General features: G+C 64.2%; 19 protein-coding genes. 16 read left to right on the top strand and 3 right to left on the bottom strand.

All coding sequences use genetic code 11. The features are described 5' to 3' along the window. Positions 1–275 precede the first annotated feature (275 nt). Entirely contained in the window at positions 276–806 is a 531-nt protein-coding gene (locus CAG00_RS08395; protein ID WP_015271130.1) for an RNA polymerase factor sigma-70, read from the top strand. Between the two features lie 131 nt (positions 807–937). Here CAG00_RS08395 and CAG00_RS08390 read toward each other — a convergent pair whose 3' ends face one another. Continuing rightward, a complete protein-coding gene (locus tag CAG00_RS08390; RefSeq protein ID WP_085664021.1) occupies positions 938–1,951 on the bottom strand; it encodes a GNAT family N-acetyltransferase in 1,014 nt (337 codons plus the stop codon). Between the two features lie 63 nt (positions 1,952–2,014). Then, entirely contained in the window at positions 2,015–2,815 is an 801-nt protein-coding gene (locus CAG00_RS08385) for an ABC transporter substrate-binding protein (protein WP_085664020.1), read from the bottom strand. Positions 2,816–2,987: 172 nt separating this feature from the next. Here CAG00_RS08385 and CAG00_RS08380 point away from each other — a divergent pair, with 172 nt between their 5' ends. Both CAG00_RS08380 and CAG00_RS08375 read left to right on the top strand, forming a co-directional pair. Continuing rightward, the gene (locus tag CAG00_RS08380) at positions 2,988–3,539 is read left to right on the top strand and encodes an exonuclease domain-containing protein (protein WP_075045871.1); all 552 of its coding nucleotides are present in this window, start codon (positions 2,988–2,990) and stop codon (positions 3,537–3,539) included. Positions 3,540–3,614: 75 nt separating this feature from the next. Beyond that, a complete protein-coding gene (locus CAG00_RS08375; RefSeq protein ID WP_012315400.1) occupies positions 3,615–3,899 on the top strand; it encodes a pyrimidine/purine nucleoside phosphorylase in 285 nt (94 codons plus the stop codon). Between the two features lie 211 nt (positions 3,900–4,110). On the opposite strand, the gene CAG00_RS08370 is transcribed toward CAG00_RS08375, so the two are convergent. Next, on the bottom strand, positions 4,111–4,803 hold the full coding sequence (locus CAG00_RS08370) for an alpha/beta family hydrolase (protein WP_085614477.1): 693 nt from the start codon (positions 4,801–4,803) through the stop codon (positions 4,111–4,113). Between the two features lie 50 nt (positions 4,804–4,853). Between CAG00_RS08370 and ccoN (CAG00_RS08365) the strand changes: the two genes are divergently transcribed. From ccoN (CAG00_RS08365) to CAG00_RS08290, 13 genes are all read left to right on the top strand, one after another. Then, positions 4,854–6,278: a cytochrome-c oxidase, cbb3-type subunit I gene (gene ccoN, locus CAG00_RS08365; protein WP_013973491.1), complete on the top strand. Its 1,425-nt coding sequence runs from the start codon at positions 4,854–4,856 to the stop codon at positions 6,276–6,278. A gap of 13 nt (positions 6,279–6,291) precedes the next feature. Beyond that, complete coding sequence (gene ccoO, locus CAG00_RS08360) at positions 6,292–6,900, top strand: cytochrome-c oxidase, cbb3-type subunit II (protein WP_013973492.1); 609 nt, start codon at positions 6,292–6,294, stop codon at positions 6,898–6,900. A gap of 5 nt (positions 6,901–6,905) precedes the next feature. After that, positions 6,906–7,100, top strand: a complete 195-nt coding sequence (locus tag CAG00_RS08355) for a cbb3-type cytochrome c oxidase subunit 3 (protein ID WP_025340008.1) — start codon at positions 6,906–6,908, stop codon at positions 7,098–7,100. Beyond that, positions 7,097–8,038: a cytochrome-c oxidase, cbb3-type subunit III gene (gene ccoP / locus CAG00_RS08350; protein ID WP_015271136.1), complete on the top strand. Its 942-nt coding sequence runs from the start codon at positions 7,097–7,099 to the stop codon at positions 8,036–8,038. The genes CAG00_RS08355 and ccoP (CAG00_RS08350) overlap by 4 nt, the downstream gene beginning before the upstream one ends. A gap of 460 nt (positions 8,039–8,498) precedes the next feature. After that, positions 8,499–9,941, top strand: coding sequence for a cytochrome-c oxidase, cbb3-type subunit I (gene ccoN, locus CAG00_RS08340; protein ID WP_015271137.1), 1,443 nt, complete (start codon positions 8,499–8,501; stop codon positions 9,939–9,941). Further along, positions 9,941–10,549 carry a cytochrome-c oxidase, cbb3-type subunit II gene (gene ccoO / locus CAG00_RS08335; protein ID WP_013973496.1) on the top strand — a complete coding sequence of 203 codons (609 nt, stop codon included), beginning with the start codon at positions 9,941–9,943 and terminating at the stop codon, positions 10,547–10,549. The genes ccoN (CAG00_RS08340) and ccoO (CAG00_RS08335) overlap by 1 nt, the downstream gene beginning before the upstream one ends. Before the next feature lie 5 nt (positions 10,550–10,554). Then, positions 10,555–10,746, top strand: a complete 192-nt coding sequence (locus CAG00_RS08330) for a cbb3-type cytochrome c oxidase subunit 3 (RefSeq protein ID WP_085664065.1) — start codon at positions 10,555–10,557, stop codon at positions 10,744–10,746. After that, a complete protein-coding gene (ccoP, locus tag CAG00_RS08325) occupies positions 10,743–11,720 on the top strand; it encodes a cytochrome-c oxidase, cbb3-type subunit III (protein WP_046615057.1) in 978 nt (325 codons plus the stop codon). The genes CAG00_RS08330 and ccoP (CAG00_RS08325) overlap by 4 nt, the downstream gene beginning before the upstream one ends. 321 nt (positions 11,721–12,041) lie before the next feature. Further along, positions 12,042–13,457 carry a cytochrome c oxidase accessory protein CcoG gene (gene ccoG / locus CAG00_RS08315; RefSeq protein WP_085664018.1) on the top strand — a complete coding sequence of 472 codons (1,416 nt, stop codon included), beginning with the start codon at positions 12,042–12,044 and terminating at the stop codon, positions 13,455–13,457. 15 nt (positions 13,458–13,472) lie between these two features. Beyond that, positions 13,473–13,997 (top strand): FixH family protein, encoded by a 525-nt coding sequence (locus tag CAG00_RS08310; RefSeq protein WP_054572585.1) that lies wholly within the window; start codon positions 13,473–13,475, stop codon positions 13,995–13,997. A gap of 155 nt (positions 13,998–14,152) precedes the next feature. Beyond that, a complete protein-coding gene (locus CAG00_RS08300) occupies positions 14,153–16,627 on the top strand; it encodes a heavy metal translocating P-type ATPase (protein WP_085664016.1) in 2,475 nt (824 codons plus the stop codon). Then, on the top strand, positions 16,606–16,821 hold the full coding sequence (gene ccoS / locus CAG00_RS08295; RefSeq protein WP_025340014.1) for a cbb3-type cytochrome oxidase assembly protein CcoS: 216 nt from the start codon (positions 16,606–16,608) through the stop codon (positions 16,819–16,821). Before CAG00_RS08300 ends, ccoS begins: the two co-directional genes overlap by 22 nt. After that, positions 16,814–17,497 carry a sulfite exporter TauE/SafE family protein gene (locus CAG00_RS08290; RefSeq protein WP_046615052.1) on the top strand — a complete coding sequence of 228 codons (684 nt, stop codon included), beginning with the start codon at positions 16,814–16,816 and terminating at the stop codon, positions 17,495–17,497. Before ccoS ends, CAG00_RS08290 begins: the two co-directional genes overlap by 8 nt. Positions 17,498–17,642 lie beyond the last annotated feature (145 nt).

Genomic DNA, 17,642 nt, shown 5'->3' with positions numbered 1-17,642 from the left:
GCGCGAACGTGGGCGCAGCGGCATGTGGCGGCCTGAGGTGTACACAGGGGAACGGATGGGCGGGGGGAGAAATTAGCGTGTCATAGCACCGGCAAGGGCACCACGCAGGCCCTTTCGCGGGCAAGCCCGATGCCACAGGCTTAGAACCGAAATGCACGGTTACCAATTACATTTCGCATTTGACAATCATTATCATTCTGAATAGCTTGTCGCCCGTCGTAGGAAGCTTCCCAAATTTGGGTGCGTCCTTTCCCCTCTGTGACAAGGTGATTTCCATGGCGGAACAACTATCCACAAGTAAGTGCGATTCACCATTACTGCAGGCCTTCGTCGACAACCGCAGCATCCTGGTCAAGATCGCTGCCCGCATCACCGGCTGCCGGTCGCGCGCCGAAGATGTGGTGCAGGACGCCTTTTTCCGGCTCAGCGCCGCCCCGCAGATCACATCGTCGTTCAAGGCGCAGCTGAGCTACCTGTTCCAGATCGTGCGCAACCTGGCCATCGACCACTACCGCAAGCAGGCGATGGAGTTGAAGTACTCCGGCAGCGAGGAGGAAGGCCTGAACGTAGTCGTGCAGAACGCCTCCCCCGAAGCCACCCACATCAACCTTGCCGCGCTGGATGACATTGCCGAGGCGCTGAACGAACTGCCCCAGCGCACCCGCTATGCCTTCGAGATGTACCGCCTGCATGGCGTGCCGCAGAAGGACATTGCCAAGGAGCTGGGAGTGTCGCCGACACTGGTCAACTTCATGATCCGCGATGCGCTGGTACATTGTCGCAAGACGGCCAGTCGGCAGGCCTGAAACATTTGCCTCGAGATCGCCGGGGGCGCGTTGCACCCCTTTCGCGACACAAGGCCGCTCCTACAGAGACCGCGCCCTTAATGTAGGAGCGGCCTTGTGTCGCGATGGGCCGCACAGCGGCCCCCTGGCACTCAAGCCAATTTACACTTATCGAAAAAACGCTCCCGCCCCAGAATCATCAACGCCGCGCGCTTGTGCGGGAAGTCGAACTCCTTGTCGCAATGGAAGCACTGGTCGTGCATGTAGCCGATCATCTTGCCGTTGTCGGCACGCGGCTCGGCCACCACCCGCTGGGTGCGCGGGTCATCCAGGAACAGGTAGTGCACCAGCGCCGATAGCCAGCTGGCCACCTTGTGCGGCCCACGGTGGCTCTCCTCCCCCACCAGCATGTGGATGCCACGGTCGTAGTCATCGGCCGGGTAGAACGGCGCAATGCGGTCTTCCTTGGCCCAATACGCCTCGAAGTAGGCAAACGGCTGGTCATCGAAGCAGCCGATCAGCGTCAGGGCATGCGGGTCGGCCTCGAGCTTGCCCAGGTATTCACGGTGCTGCGCCAGGGTGCCAGCCTCCTGCCAGAACGCCTCCACCCGCGGGTTGTTCTGCCAGCGGTTGAAGCGCTCCAGGTCATGTTCGATTTCCAAGGTACGCAGCGACACCCAACTGCCCAGGCGCGTATCGAAGCGCCGGTACACCTCGCCACGAGGCTTGGGCGCGCGGCGTGGGTGGCGCTTGCCGTTGCTGATCTGCATTTGCTGCGGGTATGCCACGCTGGCCGACTCGCCCAGCCACGGCTGTGGCAGCTGCCAGAACAGCGCTCGCTCGCACAGGTATTGGCCAGGCTGCTCGCCGGCCAGCAGCAAGCCACTGTTCAATGCCTGGGGCAACGCCTCGGGCAGGTACCAGGCCAGGCGCTGGCAGGCGGTGTCGCGGGCCAGCAGCCAATAACAGGCGGCCCACAAGGCCTGATAGGGGCGCTCGGGGCACAGCCGCTCCAGGTGAACATGCAGGGTAGCGCCCACCTCCAGGCGCAACTGAATCAGCGGGCGGCCTTCGAGGGACAGGCTCAGCCAGCTGTCGCCCTCCTCGGCACTGAGGCTGCGCCAGCGTGGCGCTGACAGGGGCTGCGAAGCGGCATCGAACGGCATGGGCTTGACTCACGGTAATGAAGAAAAGGCTCACTGCTGAGAACGTTGCCGCACCACGGGAATTTAGTCGTGTGGGGCCGACACCGTGATGCGGTAGGGCTCGAAGATGCGCGCCAGCTCGCCACTGTCGCGCAGCGCCCGCAGCAGCGCCGCGAACGACTGCTCGCCGATCGGCGCCCCCGGGCGCAGCAAGGCGTAGTGGTGGTAGACCTGGTCAATGCGCTGCGAGGACACCAACTGCTCCCGGCTGGCCGGGTTGCGCTCCAGGAAATCGCTGAGATAGGAACGCGTGACCAGGGCGATGTCGGCGCGGTCGGCCTGCACCATCAGCAGGTTGCTGTCGTGGGAATAGGTCAGGGTCGCTTTGTAGGCGGTGCGCAGGTAGTCCGGATCGGAGTTGAAGCCGGCGAACGCATAGTGGTAGCCGTTGATCAGCGCCAGGCGCTTGCCGTGCAGGTCGTCGAAGTAATGCGGGTCACGGCCATTGGCCTTGCGGGCGACGAACACCTCGGCATCTTCCAGGCCCAGGTCCACGCTCTGGTGGGCAATCTGCTGCCAGCCCCACTCCGGGTTCTCGAAAATGGCCATGTCGGTGCGGCCTTGCTGGAGGTCACCAAAACGCCGCTGGATGGAGGTGGGCACCACGACGAAGTGGTAGCGCTGCTGCGTGCGGTTGAGCGCGTCGACCAGCTGCGGCAGCAGGCCGCTGTCGGCGCCCTGCTCGGGGCGTACCGTGTACGGTGGGAAATGCGCCGCGCCAATCCTCACTTCGACGGCATCGGCAGCCCATACCGGCGCCGCCAGCCAGAACACGGCCAGCAGCATCAGGGAAGACAGGGCCTTTAGGCCGGGCGCTGGAGTCAAGACGGATGCTCATCACGGTTCATGCCTGGGTCCACCTAAGCTAGGCGTTTTCCGGGCCGGACACAACTGCCGGATAGTGGCCCTTTGTGCCAAAGCCGCAGGCAAATTGCCAGGGGATGCCGGATGCCCTGAGTTTGGCTACGCTCTAGCAGGATCTGCAAGGGAGCCTGGTATGGGCCATTGGTTGGTGATCGACCTGGAAGCCACCACCGACGATGGTGGGTGGCCGGTCACAGAGATGGAAGTCATTGAAATCGGCGCAAGCCTGGTTACCCGCGAAGGCCGCGAGGTCGACCACTTCCAGCGCTTCGTGAAGCCCCGGCGGCGGCCGCAGCTGACCCCGTTCTGCCGTGAGCTGACCCACATCAGCCAGGCCAGCGTGGACAGTGCCGCACCGTTCCGCGAGGTATGGGCAAGCTTCGAGCGCTGGCTCGGGCACCACCGCGGGCAGCTTCAGGCCTGGGTCAGCTGGGGCGACTACGACCGCCAGCAGTTGCACCAGGAGTGGCAGCAGCATGGGCTGGACAGCCTGCTGCGGACCCTGCCGCACATCAACCTCAAGCAACGCTTCGCCAAGGCCCGCCACCTGCAGCGCCCCGCTGGGCTGAATGGTGCACTGCAGCTGGCCGGCATGCACTTTTGCGGGCAGCAGCACCGGGCCCTGGAAGATGCGCGCAATACCGCGCGGCTGCTGCCGTTGAGCCTGCCGGTGGACGCTACCTGAAAGCAGATGACGGGGCCCGTGGGCTTGGGCATACTGGCCAGCCCTTTTTCATCCCCCCTTTTCAGGAGTCGCCCCATGTTCAAGGTCAACGAATACTTCGATGGTACTGTCAAGTCGATCGCCTTCGAAGGCACTGAAGGCCCGGCCACCGTCGGCGTGATGGCCCCGGGCGAATACGAGTTCGGCACTGCCAAGCGCGAGATCATGCACGTGGTTTCCGGCGCCCTGACCGTGAAGCTGCCGGGTAGCGACAACTGGGAAACCTTCAACGCCGGTGACAAGTTCAATGTGGCCGCCGACAGCAAGTTCCAGCTGAAGGTGGCGGTGGATACTGCCTACCTGTGCGAGTACCGTGACTAAGCGGTAGCCTGTACCGGCCTCTTCGCGGGTAAACCCGCTCCCACAGGTACTGCACAAGTTTCAGACCTGTAGCGAACCTGTGGGAGCGGGTTCACCCGCGAAGAATCCAGCACTATTGCGACAGGAATGCCGCAACCTCCCACAGGTACTGCGCAAGTTTCAGACCTGTAGTGAACCTGTGGGAGCGGGTTCACCCGCGAAGAATCCAGCACTACTGCGACAGGAATGCCGCAACCTTCTCAGCCGCCGCCTGCAAGTGCTGCTCATGGCTGAACCCCGAGGCCTTCAGCGGCTTCAGGTCATGGTCCCCCGCCACCAGCCAGCTCACCTCGATCGCCGGCGATAACGCATACCCTGCCACCGCCTCGCGGTTACCCAGCGCATCCCGCTCGCCCTGCACGATCAACGTCGGCGTCTTCAATTCGGCCAGGTGCTCGACCCGTGGCTTCTCCGGCTTGCCCACCGCATAGAACGGATAGCCCAGGCACACCAGTGCATCCGCTTCCAGTTCATCGGCCAGCAGGCTGGCCATGCGCCCGCCCATGGACTTGCCACCCACCGCCAGCTTGCCCGCGACCAAAGGTCGCACCTGCCGGTACACCTCGCGCCAGCATTCCAGCAACACCTTCTGCGGGTTCGGCGGCCGCTTGCCGCCGGCAACCCTGCGCTCGGCCATGTACGGGAACTCGAAGCGCACTACCGCTACCCCAAGCGCCGCAAGCCTTTGCGCCATTTCGTCCATGAACCCGCTGTCCATCGGCGCACCTGCGCCATGGGCCAGGATCAGGCAGCCCTTGTAGCCGCCCTTGCCCCGAACGTGCGGGGGATCGCAGCGCAAGCCTGGGACATTTCCGACCTTCGCCCATTGATCCCCGTCAATACCGGCACTTTGCCCATTAATCATGCTTGCCTCGCTGTAAAGCCTGCCAAATAACCGTGGATGGGAACCCATACATGAACACAACCAGCAGTACCGCCTATAACTACAAGGTGGTCCGCCAATTCGCCATCATGACGGTGGTGTGGGGAATCGTCGGGATGGGGCTCGGCGTCTTCATCGCCGCCCAGCTCGCCTGGCCTTCCCTCAACTTCGACCTCCCCTGGACCAGCTTCGGCCGCCTGCGCCCCCTGCATACCAATGCGGTGATCTTCGCCTTCGGCGGCTGTGCGCTGTTCGCCACCTCCTATTATTCGGTGCAACGCACCTGCCAGACCACCCTGTTCGCACCGGGCCTGGCCGCGTTCACCTTCTGGGGCTGGCAACTGGTGATCCTGCTGGCGGCCATCAGCCTGCCGCTGGGCTACACCAGCTCCAAGGAATACGCCGAACTGGAATGGCCGATCGACATCCTGATCACCATCGTCTGGGTGAGCTACGCCATCGTGTTCTTCGGCACGCTGATGAAGCGCAACACCAAGCACATCTACGTCGGTAACTGGTTCTTCGGCGGCTTCATCCTCACCGTGGCGATGCTGCACGTCGTCAACAACCTGGAACTGCCGGTCAGCCTGACCAAGTCCTACTCGGTCTATGCCGGCGCCACCGATGCCATGGTGCAGTGGTGGTACGGCCACAACGCCGTGGGCTTCTTCCTGACCGCGGGCTTCCTGGGGATGATGTACTACTACGTGCCCAAGCAGGCCGAACGCCCGGTGTATTCCTATCGCCTGTCGATCGTGCACTTCTGGGCGCTGATCACCCTGTACATCTGGGCCGGCCCGCACCACCTGCACTACACCGCCCTGCCCGACTGGGCGCAGTCGCTGGGCATGGTGATGTCGCTGATCCTGCTGGCACCAAGCTGGGGCGGCATGATCAACGGCATGATGACCCTGTCCGGCGCCTGGCACAAACTGCGCAGCGACCCGATCCTGCGCTTCCTGGTGGTGTCGCTGGCGTTCTACGGCATGTCCACCTTCGAAGGCCCGATGATGGCCATCAAGACGGTCAACGCCCTGTCCCACTACACCGACTGGACCATCGGCCACGTGCACGCCGGCGCCCTCGGCTGGGTGGCGATGATCTCGATCGGCGCGCTGTACCACACCATCCCGAAAGTGTTCGGCAAGGAGCGCATGTACAGCATCGGCCTGATCAACGCGCACTTCTGGCTGGCCACCATCGGCACTGTGCTGTACATCGCCTCGATGTGGGTCAACGGCATCGCCCAGGGCCTGATGTGGCGCGCGGTCAACAGCGACGGCACGCTCACCTACTCGTTCGTGGAAACCCTGGTGGCCAGCCACCCAGGCTTCATCGTGCGCTTCGTCGGCGGTGCGATCTTCCTCAGCGGCATGTTCCTGATGGCCTGGAACACCTGGCGCACCGTGCGTTCGCCGGCGCTCGATGTCGCCCCTGCGAACGCCCAGCTGGCTTGAGGAGACCTGCCTGATGAAACATGAAGTCATCGAGAAAAACGTCGGCCTGCTGGCCCTGCTGATGGTGTTTGCCGTCAGCATCGGCGGCCTGACCCAGATCGTCCCGTTGTTCTTCCAGGACGTCACCAACAAGCCGGTGGAAGGCATGAAGCCCTACACCGCGCTGCAGCTGGAAGGCCGCGATATCTACATCCGCGAAGGCTGCGTGGGCTGCCACTCGCAGATGATCCGCCCGTTCCGCGCCGAAACCGAGCGCTATGGCCACTACTCGGTGGCTGGTGAAAGCGTGTGGGACCACCCGTTCCTGTGGGGCTCCAAGCGCACCGGGCCAGACCTGGCCCGGGTCGGTGGCCGCTACTCGGACGACTGGCACCGTGCCCACCTGTACAACCCGCGCAACGTGGTACCGGAGTCGAAGATGCCGTCGTACCCATGGCTGGTCGCCCAGCAGGTCGACAACAGCCATACCGACACCAAGATGCGCACCCTGCGCACCCTGGGCGTGCCGTACACCGACGATGACATCGCCGGGGCCCGCGACGCGGTCAAGGGCAAGACCGAGATGGACGCCCTGGTCGCCTACCTGCAGGTGCTCGGCACCGCGATCAAGAACAAGAGGTGAATGCGATGGGAATGGACATCGGCATGATCCGCGGCCTGGGCACCCTGGTGGTGATGATCGCTTTCATCGGCCTCACCCTGTGGGTATTCAACCGCCGCCGCGACCGTGATTTCGCCGAAGCGCGCCTGCTGCCCTTCGTCGACGACCGCCTGCCCTCTGCCGGACAGGCACCTGCTGCAAAAAGGAGTAACGGGCAATGACCACCTTCTGGAGTACGTACATCTGCGTACTGACCATCGGTAGCCTGATTGGCCTGACCTGGCTGCTGCTCGCCACCCGCAAGGGCCAGAGCAACAACACCACCGACCAGACCATGGGCCACAGCTTCGACGGCATCGAGGAATACGACAACCCGCTGCCCAAGTGGTGGTTCTGGCTGTTCGTCGGCACCCTGGTGTTCTCAGTCGGCTACCTGATCCTCTATCCGGGCCTGGGCAACTGGAAGGGCATCCTGCCGGGCTATGAAAATGGCTGGACCGGCGCCAACGAATGGCAGAAGGAAATGGACAAGGCCGACGCAAAATTCGGCCCGATCTTTGCCAAGTACGCCGCCATGCCCGTGGAAGAAGTGGCCAAGGACCCGCAGGCACTGAAAATGGGCAGCCGCCTGTTCGCCTCCAACTGCTCGGTGTGCCACGGCTCGGACGCCAAGGGTGCCTATGGCTTCCCCAACCTCACCGACAAGGACTGGCGCTGGGGTGGCGAAGCGGAAACCATCAAGGCGTCGATCATGAACGGTCGTCACGGCGTGATGCCGGCCTGGGCCGAAGTGATCGGCGAGCAGGGCGTGGCGGATGTGGCCGCGTTCGTGCTCACCAACCTCGATGGCCGCAGCCTGCCGGAAGGGGTCAAGGCTGACGCCGCCAAGGGCAAGGAGATCTTTGCTGGCAACTGCGTGGCCTGCCACGGGCCTGAAGGCAAGGGAACCCCGGCCATGGGCGCGCCAGACCTGACCCACCCACAGGCGTTCATCTACGGTTCGAGCTTTGCCCAGCTGCAGCAGACCATTCGCTATGGTCGCCAGGGTCAGATGCCGGCGCAGGCGGAGATCCAGGGCAACGACAAGGTGCACCTGCTGGCGGCGTATGTGTATAGCCTGTCGCAGGATGGTGCTGCTGAAACCGTGACTGCCAAGTAATACCGCCAAGGGGCCGCTTTGCGGCCCTATCGCGACACAAGGCCGCTCCTACAAGGGACCGCGTACTCCCTGTAGGAGCGGCCTTGTGTCGCGACGGGCTGCAAAGCAGCCCCATTCCCACCTTGCCCCCGCTCTACCCTCCCTTGCACCCCCTCCGAACAGAACTAAGCTTGTTGCCTCAGTGGGCCTCGCTCCGAAAGGAGCGAAGCAGACGCGGCGCGTAGCCTGTCGCCGTCCTGATAAAAAGCTTGACCGATCGATCAGAAAAAGGCGAAAAACGGTACACATTACAAATATTTATTTGTGTACAATCGTCCAGACCCGATCGCTGCGGGACATCAGTGAACGGGCTCGGGCACGGGTCGGCGTACCAAAGTTGCGTTGCGGTAACCCCGGTGGTTATCAATACTGGCGCCGATTTTTCGACCAACAAGAACATCAAAACCGTGGAACCTTAGCAATGAGCACAGCAATCAGTCCGACTGCTTATAACTATAAGGTCGTCCGCCAGTTCGCCATCATGACGGTGGTCTGGGGGATCCTTGGCATGGGCCTCGGCGTCTTCATCGCCTCGCAGCTGGTATGGCCGCAACTGAACCTGGACCTGCCCTGGACCAGCTTCGGCCGCCTGCGCCCGCTGCACACCAACCTGGTGATCTTCGCCTTCGGGGGCTGTGCGCTGTTCGGCACCAGCTACTACGTGGTACAGCGCACCTGCCAGACCCGGCTGATCTCCGACAGCATGGCCGCCTTCACCTTCTGGGGTTGGCAGGCGGTGATCGTCGGGGCGCTGATCACCCTGCCGATGGGCTACACCACCACCAAGGAGTACGCCGAGCTCGAGTGGCCGCTGGCGATCCTGCTGGCCATCGTCTGGGTCACCTACGGGTTGGTGTTCTTCGGCACCATCGTCAAGCGCAAGACCAAGCATATCTATGTCGGCAACTGGTTCTACGGCGCCTTCATCGTGGTTACCGCGATGCTGCACATCGTCAACCACATCTCGCTGCCGGTAAGCCTGTTCAAGTCGTACTCGGCCTACTCCGGCGCCACCGACGCGATGATCCAGTGGTGGTACGGCCACAACGCCGTGGGCTTCTTCCTCACCACCGGCTTCCTGGGGATGATGTACTACTTCGTACCCAAGCAGGCCGAACGCCCGATCTACTCGTATCGCCTGTCTATCGTGCACTTCTGGGCACTGATCACCCTGTACATCTGGGCTGGCCCGCACCACCTGCACTACACCGCCCTGCCAGACTGGGCACAGTCGCTGGGCATGGTCATGTCGATCATCCTGCTGGCGCCAAGCTGGGGCGGCATGATCAACGGCATGATGACCCTGTCCGGTGCCTGGCACAAACTGCGCACCGACCCGATCCTGCGCTTCCTGGTGGTGTCGCTGGCGTTCTACGGCATGTCCACCTTCGAAGGCCCGATGATGGCCATCAAGACCGTGAACTCGCTGTCGCACTACACCGACTGGACCATCGGCCACGTTCACGCCGGCGCCCTCGGCTGGGTAGCGATGATCTCGATCGGCGCCGTGTACCACATGATCCCGCGCCTGTATGGCCGCGAGCAGATGCACAGCGTCGGCCTGATCAACGCGCACTTCTGGCTGGCTACCATCGGTACCGTGCTGTACATCGCCTCGATGTGGGTAAACGGCATCACCCAGGGCCTGATGTGGCGCGCCATCAACGATGACGGCACCCTCACCTACTCCTTCGTCGAAGCCCTGCAGGCCAGCCACCCTGGCTATATCGTCCGCGCCCTGGGCGGTGCGTTCTTCGCCACCGGCATGCTGCTGATGGCCTACAACGTGTTCCGTACCGTACGTGCCGCCAACCCGGCACAGGCTGAGGAAGCCGCCAAGATCGTCGTCGTGGGAGCGCACTGATGAAGCATGAAGCCGTCGAGAAGAACATAGGCCTGCTGGCCTTCTTCATGGTCATCGCCGTGAGCGTCGGTGGCCTGACCCAGATCGTCCCGCTGTTTTTCCAGGACGTCACCAACAAACCCGTGGAAGGCATGAAGCCGCGCACCGCGCTGGAACTTGAAGGCCGCGATATCTACATCCGCGAAGGCTGCGTGGGCTGCCACTCGCAGATGATCCGCCCGTTCCGTGCCGAAACCGAGCGCTACGGCCACTACTCGGTAGCCGGCGAGAGCGTGTGGGACCACCCATTCCTGTGGGGCTCCAAGCGTACCGGGCCGGACCTGGCGCGGGTCGGTGGCCGTTACTCCGATGACTGGCACCGTGCGCACCTGTACAACCCGCGCAACGTGGTACCGGAATCGAAGATGCCGTCGTACCCATGGCTGGTCGAGCACAAGCTCGACGGCAAGGACACCGCGAAGAAGATGGAAGTGCTGCGCACCCTCGGCGTGCCGTACACCGACGCCGATATCGCCGGGGCCCGCGACGCGGTCAAGGGCAAGACCGAAATGGACGCCATCGTCGCGTACCTGCAGGGTCTTGGCACCATCATCAAGAGCAAACGGTGACGCTGATGGATATCGGGATGATTCGCGGCCTGGGCACCGTCGTGGTGATGGTGGCCTTCGTGGGCCTGGCGCTGTGGGTGTTCAACCCACGGCGCAAGAAGGACTTCGACGAAGCGACCCAACTGCCCTTCGCGGATGACTCCGAAGCCAGCCGGCACGTCGAGCAAGCAAAAGCTTCTGGGAGCAAAAAACAATGACAACCTTCTGGAGTCTGTACGTTACCGTCCTGACCCTGGGCACCATCTTCTCGTTGACCTGGCTGCTGCTGTCGACCCGCAAGGGCCAGCGCGAAGAGGTCACCGACGAAACCGTCGGGCATGCCTTCGATGGCATCGAGGAGTACGACAACCCGCTGCCGAAATGGTGGTTCTGGCTGTTCGTCGGCACCATCGTCTTCGCCCTCGGCTACCTGGTGCTGTACCCGGGCCTGGGCAACTGGAAAGGCGTCCTGCCGGGCTACTCGTACCTGGATAACGACAAGCAGACCGAGTTTTCCAACGGTCAGCCGGGCTGGACCGGCGTGCACGAGTGGGAAAAGGAAATGGCCAAGGCCGACGCCCGCTTCGGGCCGATCTTCGCCAAGTTCGCCGCCATGCCCATCACCGAGGTGGCCAAGGACCCGCAGGCCCTGAAGATGGGCGCGCGGCTGTTCGCTTCCAACTGCTCGGTGTGCCACGGCTCCGACGCCAAGGGTGCCTTCGGCTTCCCTAACCTCACCGACAACGATTGGCGCTGGGGCGGCGAGCCAGACACCATCAAGACCACCATCATGGGCGGTCGCCACGGCGTGATGCCGGCCTGGGCCGAGGTGATCGGTGACCAGGGCGTGGCCGATGTGGCTGCGTTCGTGGTCAGCAAGCTCGATGGCCGCACCCTGCCAGAGGGCGTGAAGGCCGATGCCGAGAACGGGCAGAAGATCTTCGCCGCCAACTGCGTGGCCTGCCATGGGCCGGAGGGCAAGGGTACGCCAGCCATGGGCGCGCCGAACCTGACCCATCCGCAGGCGTTCATCTACGGTTCGAGCTTTGCCCAGTTGCAACAGACCATCCGCTACGGTCGCCAGGGGCAGATGCCGGCCCAGGAGCAGTTGCAAGGGAATGACAAGGTGCACTTGCTGGCGGCTTATGTGTACAGCCTGTCGCAGCAGGCCGAACCGGCCAAGGCCGAGTAAGGCAGGCCTGGCCTCTTCGCGGGTAAACCCGCTCCCACAGGTACTGCGCTCGCGTCAGGATCTGTGCGATCCCTGTGGGAGCGGGTTCACCCGCGAAGAGGCCGGCAAAGACACAGCATTTCTTGCAGGCTGATGACCTGGATCAATTGACACCCGCCATAACACGATTCATGCCACGAACCCAACGCGACTAAAGGTCGCAGTGCAGCCCCATACTGCCATCAGCGGCGTATCATGGGCCGCAGAGCGCTAGCAGATTGCGCGAGACTGCGGCCGGCACGCACTGGCTGCGGCGTTTTTCCACTGCCGTGGGACTTGATGATGAGCAAGCAAATTCCGGTACATGACGTCACCCCGCCTGCCAACAAAGGGAAGGATTCCGTCGACCTCTACGCCTCCCGGGAAAAGATATACACCCGTGCCTTCACCGGCCTGTTCCGGCGCCTGCGCATGGTCGGCGGGGCTGTGCTGTTCCTGCTGTACTTCGGCACCGTGTGGCTGAACTGGGGCGGCCACCAGGCCGTGTGGTGGAACCTGCCCGAGCGCAAGTTCTACATCTTCGGCGCCACCATCTGGCCGCAAGACTTCATCCTGCTTTCGGGCATCCTCATCGTGGCCGCCTTCGGCCTGTTCTTCATCACCGTGTTCGCCGGCCGGGTGTGGTGCGGCTACACCTGCCCGCAAAGCGTGTGGACCTGGATTTTCATGTGGTGCGAAAAGGTCACCGAGGGCGACCGCAACCAGCGCATGAAGCTCGACAGAGCCCCCATGAGCGGCAACAAGTTCCTGCGCAAGTTCGCCAAGCACAGCCTGTGGCTGCTGATCGGCTTCGTCACCGGCATGACCTTCGTCGGCTATTTCTCGCCGATCCGTGAACTGGCCACCGAATTCTTTACCGGCCAGGCCGACGGCTGGGCCTACTTCTGGGTCGGCTTCTTCACCCTCGCCACCTACGGCAACGCCGGCTGGCTGCGCGAGCAGGTGTGCGTGTACATGTGCCCCTACGCGCGCTTCCAGAGCGTGATGTTCGACAAGGACACGCTGATCGTTTCCTACGACCCGCGCCGTGGCGAAACCCGCGGCCCGCGCAAAAAAGACCTGGACTACAAGGCCGCGGGCCTGGGCGACTGCATCGACTGCACCATGTGCGTGCAGGTCTGCCCCACCGGCATCGACATCCGTGACGGCTTGCAGATCGAGTGCATCGGCTGCGCAGCGTGCATCGACGCCTGCGACAACATCATGGACAAGATGAACTACCCCAAAGGGCTGATCAGCTACACCACCGAGCACAACCTGTCCGGGCAGAAGACCCACATGCTGCGCCCACGCCTGATCGGCTACGCCGTGGTACTGCTGGTGATGATGGTCGGCCTGGCCACTGCCTTCGCCACCCGTTCGCTGGTCGGTTTCGACGTGAGCAAGGACCGCGTGCTGTACCGCGAGAACGCCCAGGGCCGGATCGAGAACGTGTACAGCCTGAAAGTGATGAACAAGGACCAGCGTGACCACGTCTACGTGCTGGACGCCACCGGCCTGCCAGACCTGAAGCTTGAAGGCCAGCGCGAGATCCGCGTGGACGCTGGTGATATCGTCAGCCTGCCGGTGCAGCTGTCTATCGCACCCGAGAAACTGCCATCGACCACCAACGAAATCACCTTCATCCTCAAGAGCGCCGATGACAGCGACGCCCAGGTTGAAGCCAAGAGCCGCTTCATCGGCCCACAGATCCGCTGAGAGAGATAACCCACAATGCCTGCCACCGCCGCCAGCCCCTGGTACAAGCACCTCTGGCCCTGGATCATCATCGGCATCCTCGCCACCTCGGTGTGCCTGAGCCTGACCATGGTCAGCATCGCCGTGCACAACCCGGACAACCTGGTGAACGACAACTACTACGAGGCTGGCAAGGGCATCAACCGCTCGCTGGACCGAGAACTGCTGGCGCAGACGCTGGGCCTGAAGGCCGGCGTGCACCTGGACGAGCTGACCGGCGAAGTGGACGTGCGCCTGGCCGGCAACAGCGACCCGCAGAGCCTGGAGCTGAACCTGATTTCGCCAACCCAGCCGGAGAAAGACCGCAAGGTGCTGCTGAGCCGGGTCGAGGCTGGGCGCTATGTGGGGCAGCTGGAGGACAAGGTTGACGGGCGGCGCTTCGTTGAGCTGCTGGGTAGCGAAGGTGGCCAGGTTTGGCGCTTGTTCGAGGAAGAGAAAGTGGAGCATGGTGTCACTTTGCAACTGGGTGACGAAGCCATTCAAGGCGCCGAGCACCTGTAGGAGCGGCCTTGTGTCGCGAAAGGGCTGCAGCGCAGCCCCAGCGATGCATGCACCGCTGCTGAAGTCCCGGGGCCGCTTCGCGGCCCTTTCGCGACACAAGGCCGCTCCTACAGGGATGCGTGCCAGCCGGCCGATTTGTGTAAGGCAATGACGTGATGACCCAGCCCACCCCCTGCTACCACTGCGCCCTGCCCGTCCCCGCCGGCAGCCGCTTCAACGCCGTGGTCCTCGGCCAGCCCCGGCAGTTCTGCTGCCCCGGCTGCCAGGCGGTGGCCGAGTCGATCGTCGCCGGTGGCCTGGAGCACTACTACCAGCACCGCAGCGACAACAGCGCCAACCCCGAGGCCCTGCCCAAGCAGCTACAGGACGAACTGGCCCTCTACGACCGCAGCGACGTACAGCAAACCTTCGTTCGCCATGCTGGCGACCTGGCCGAAACCACCCTGCTGGTCGAAGGCATAAGCTGCGCCGCCTGCGGCTGGCTGATCGAAAAGCACCTGCGCAACCTGCCCGGCGTCGCCGAGGCGCGCCTGAACCTGTCCAACCACCGCCTGCTGCTGAACTGGCATGACCAGCAACTGCCGCTCTCGCGCCTGCTCGCCGAGCTGCGCCAGATCGGCTACGCCGCCCACCCCTACCAGCCCGACCAGGCCGCCGAGCAACTGGCCCGCGAGAACCGCAGCGCCCTGCGCCGCCTGGGCGTGGCCGGGCTGCTGTGGTTCCAGGCGATGATGGCAACCATGGCCACCTGGCCGGAATTCAACATCGACCTGTCGCCCGAGCTGCACACCATCCTGCGCTGGGTGGCGCTGTTCCTCACCATCCCCATCGTGTTCTACAGCTGCGCACCGTTCTTCAAGGGCGCGGCACGCGACCTGCGTACCCGCCACCTGACCATGGACGTTTCGGTGTCGCTGGCCATTGGCCTGGCCTTCGGCGCCGGCATCTGGACCGCCATCACCGGCAGCGGCGAGCTGTATTTCGACACCGTGGGCATGTTCGCGCTGTTCCTGCTCACCGGCCGCTACCTGGAGCGCCGCGCCCGCGAACGCACCGCCGCGGCCACTGCGCAACTGGTCAACCTGCTGCCGGCCTCGTGCCTGCGCCTGGACGCCGTCGGCCGCAGCGAGCGCATCCTGCTCAGCGAACTGCAGCGCGGTGACACGGTGCAGGTGCTGCCAGGCTCAGTAATCCCCGCCGACGGGCACATCGTCGAAGGCCGCTCCAGCGTCGATGAATCGTTGCTGACCGGTGAATACCTGCCACAACCACGGCGGGTCGGCGAGCGGGTCACCGGCGGCACCCTGAACGTCGAAAGCACCCTGAACGTGGAAGTCGAAGCCCTCGGCCACGACTCGCGGTTGTCGGCAATCGTCCGCCTGCTGGAACGCGCCCAGACCGAAAAACCACGCCTGGCCGAAATCGCCGACCGGGCCTCGCAGTGGTTCCTGCTGTTCTCGCTGCTGGCCGCTGCGGCCATCGGCCTGTGGTGGTGGCACCTGGACCCGGCGCGGGCGTTCTGGATCGTGCTGGCCATGCTGGTAGCGACCTGCCCTTGCGCGCTGTCCCTGGCAACGCCAACGGCGCTTACTGCGGCCACCGGCACCTTGCACAAGCTCGGCCTGCTGGTCACCCGTGGCCATGTGCTGGAAGGCCTGAACCAGATCGACACGGTGATTTTCGACAAGACCGGCACGCTGACCGAAGGCCGCCTGACCTTGCGCAGCATTCGCCCGCTCGGCAGCCTGCCCGCCGACCGCTGCCTGGCCCTGGCCGCAGCGCTGGAGAACCGCTCCGAACACCCCATCGCCCGTGCCTTCGGCCGCACCGCCACGCCTGCTGACGACGTGCAGACCGTGCCGGGCCTGGGCCTGGAGGGGCTGGTCGAAGGCCAGCGCCTGCGCATTGGCCAGGCCACCTTCGTCTGCGCCCTGAGCGGCGCGGAAATCCCCGGCGTGCCAGAGCCGCGCGGCCAGTGGCTGCTGCTTGGCGACCGTCAGGGCCCACTGGCCTGGTTCGGCCTGGACGACCGCCTGCGCGACGATGCCCCTGCCCTGCTGGCGGCCTGCAAGGCCCGTGGCTGGCGCACGCTGCTGCTGTCGGGCGACAGCTCGCCGATGGTTGCCGAAGTGGCCGCACAGCTGGGCATCGACCAGGCCATCGGCGGCCTGCGCCCGGACGATAAACTGGACCGGCTGAAGGCGCTGCAGGCGGCCGGGCGCAAGGTGCTGATGCTGGGTGACGGGGTCAACGACGTGCCGGTACTGGCCGCCGCCGACATCAGCATCGCCATGGGCAGCGCCACCGACCTGGCCAAGACCAGCGCCGACGCCGTGCTGCTGTCCAACCGCCTGCAGGCGCTGGTACAGGCCTTCGAGCTGGCCCGCCGCACCCGCCGCAACATCCTCGAGAACCTGCTGTGGGCGACCTTGTATAATGGCCTGATGTTGCCGTTCGCCGCGCTTGGCTGGATCACCCCGGTTTGGGCAGCCATCGGCATGTCGGTCAGTTCACTGATCGTGGTACTCAACGCCCTGCGCCTGACCCGCCTGCCCCTGCCATCGGGCCTGCCAGCGAACGAAGCGCCCTTGCCCGGGAGGAAGTCGTCATGCCCGCACTCTATGTCATGATCCCCGCAGCCCTGCTGCTGGTCGGCGTGGCCGTGTACATCTTCTTCTGGGCGGTGGACAGCGGCCAGTACGACGACCTGGAAAGCCCTGCCCACAGCATCCTGTTCGACGACCAGGACCCGCGCCACCAGGCGGCGGTGAAGCCTGACGACAACCAGGCCGACACCGACAAGGAACCCCCACCCCGTGCCTGACCTGCTGCCCCTGCTGGGCTCGGCGTTGATCCTCGGCCTGCTCGGCGGCGGCCACTGCCTGGGCATGTGCGGCGGCCTGATGGGCGCGCTGACCCTTGCCATACCACCCGAACAACGTGGCCGGCGCTTGCGCCTGCTGCTGGCGTACAACCTTGGGCGCATTCTCAGTTATGCCTGTGCCGGCCTGCTGCTGGGCCTGGCCGGCTGGGCCGTGGCCAGCAGCCCGGCGGCGCTGGCACTGCGGGTGGTGGCGGCGCTGCTGTTGATCGCCATGGGGTTGTACCTGGCCGGCTGGTGGAGCGGGCTGACCCGCATCGAGGCGCTGGGCCGAGGGCTGTGGCGGCATATCCAGCCGGTGGCGTCGCGCTTGCTGCCGGTGTCCAGCGTGCCTCGGGCGTTGTTGCTGGGGGCCCTGTGGGGGTGGTTGCCGTGCGGGTTGGTGTACAGCACCTTGCTGTGGGCGGCCAGCCAAGGCAATGCCGGGTACAGCGCGGCGCTGATGCTGGCTTTCGGCGTGGGGACCTGGCCGGTATTGCTGGCTACCGGATTAGCCGCGGAGCGGGTAAACATTTTGTTGAAAAGACGCAGTGTGCGGGTGGCTGGCGGGGTGCTGGTGATGCTGTTTGGTATCTGGACCATGCCTGGACCGCACCAGCATTGGTTGATGGGGCATTGATGGGGGCCGCTTTGCGACCCTTCGCTGGCATGCCCGCTCCCACAGGATCATGTGTACCCCTGTGGGAGCGGGCAAGCCCGCGAAGGGCTGCAGAGCAGCCCCAATGCCCTTGATACAAATCAACACAGATTCCTACAGACGGCCA

Origin of the sequence: Pseudomonas sp. B5(2017) (assembly GCF_002112825.1) — a bacterium.
Classification (GTDB): domain Bacteria; phylum Pseudomonadota; class Gammaproteobacteria; order Pseudomonadales; family Pseudomonadaceae; genus Aquipseudomonas; species Aquipseudomonas putida_Z.
Note: the sequence above shows the minus strand (reverse complement) of the source record. Positions and strands in the feature narration are given on the sequence as shown.

Coding starts and splice junctions, on each gene's coding strand:
- CAG00_RS08395 (WP_015271130.1), top strand. CDS start 276: ATGGCGGAACAACTATCCACAAGTAAGTGCGATTCACCATTACTGCAG.
- CAG00_RS08390 (WP_085664021.1), bottom strand. CDS start 1,951: ATGCCGTTCGATGCCGCTTCGCAGCCCCTGTCAGCGCCACGCTGGCGC.
- CAG00_RS08380 (WP_075045871.1), top strand. CDS start 2,988: ATGGGCCATTGGTTGGTGATCGACCTGGAAGCCACCACCGACGATGGT.
- CAG00_RS08375 (WP_012315400.1), top strand. CDS start 3,615: ATGTTCAAGGTCAACGAATACTTCGATGGTACTGTCAAGTCGATCGCC.
- CAG00_RS08370 (WP_085614477.1), bottom strand. CDS start 4,803: ATGATTAATGGGCAAAGTGCCGGTATTGACGGGGATCAATGGGCGAAG.
- ccoN (WP_013973491.1), top strand. CDS start 4,854: ATGAACACAACCAGCAGTACCGCCTATAACTACAAGGTGGTCCGCCAA.
- ccoO (WP_013973492.1), top strand. CDS start 6,292: ATGAAACATGAAGTCATCGAGAAAAACGTCGGCCTGCTGGCCCTGCTG.
- CAG00_RS08355 (WP_025340008.1), top strand. CDS start 6,906: ATGGGAATGGACATCGGCATGATCCGCGGCCTGGGCACCCTGGTGGTG.
- ccoP (WP_015271136.1), top strand. CDS start 7,097: ATGACCACCTTCTGGAGTACGTACATCTGCGTACTGACCATCGGTAGC.
- ccoN (WP_015271137.1), top strand. CDS start 8,499: ATGAGCACAGCAATCAGTCCGACTGCTTATAACTATAAGGTCGTCCGC.
- ccoO (WP_013973496.1), top strand. CDS start 9,941: ATGAAGCATGAAGCCGTCGAGAAGAACATAGGCCTGCTGGCCTTCTTC.
- CAG00_RS08330 (WP_085664065.1), top strand. CDS start 10,555: ATGGATATCGGGATGATTCGCGGCCTGGGCACCGTCGTGGTGATGGTG.
- ccoP (WP_046615057.1), top strand. CDS start 10,743: ATGACAACCTTCTGGAGTCTGTACGTTACCGTCCTGACCCTGGGCACC.
- ccoG (WP_085664018.1), top strand. CDS start 12,042: ATGAGCAAGCAAATTCCGGTACATGACGTCACCCCGCCTGCCAACAAA.
- CAG00_RS08310 (WP_054572585.1), top strand. CDS start 13,473: ATGCCTGCCACCGCCGCCAGCCCCTGGTACAAGCACCTCTGGCCCTGG.
- CAG00_RS08300 (WP_085664016.1), top strand. CDS start 14,153: ATGACCCAGCCCACCCCCTGCTACCACTGCGCCCTGCCCGTCCCCGCC.
- ccoS (WP_025340014.1), top strand. CDS start 16,606: ATGCCCGCACTCTATGTCATGATCCCCGCAGCCCTGCTGCTGGTCGGC.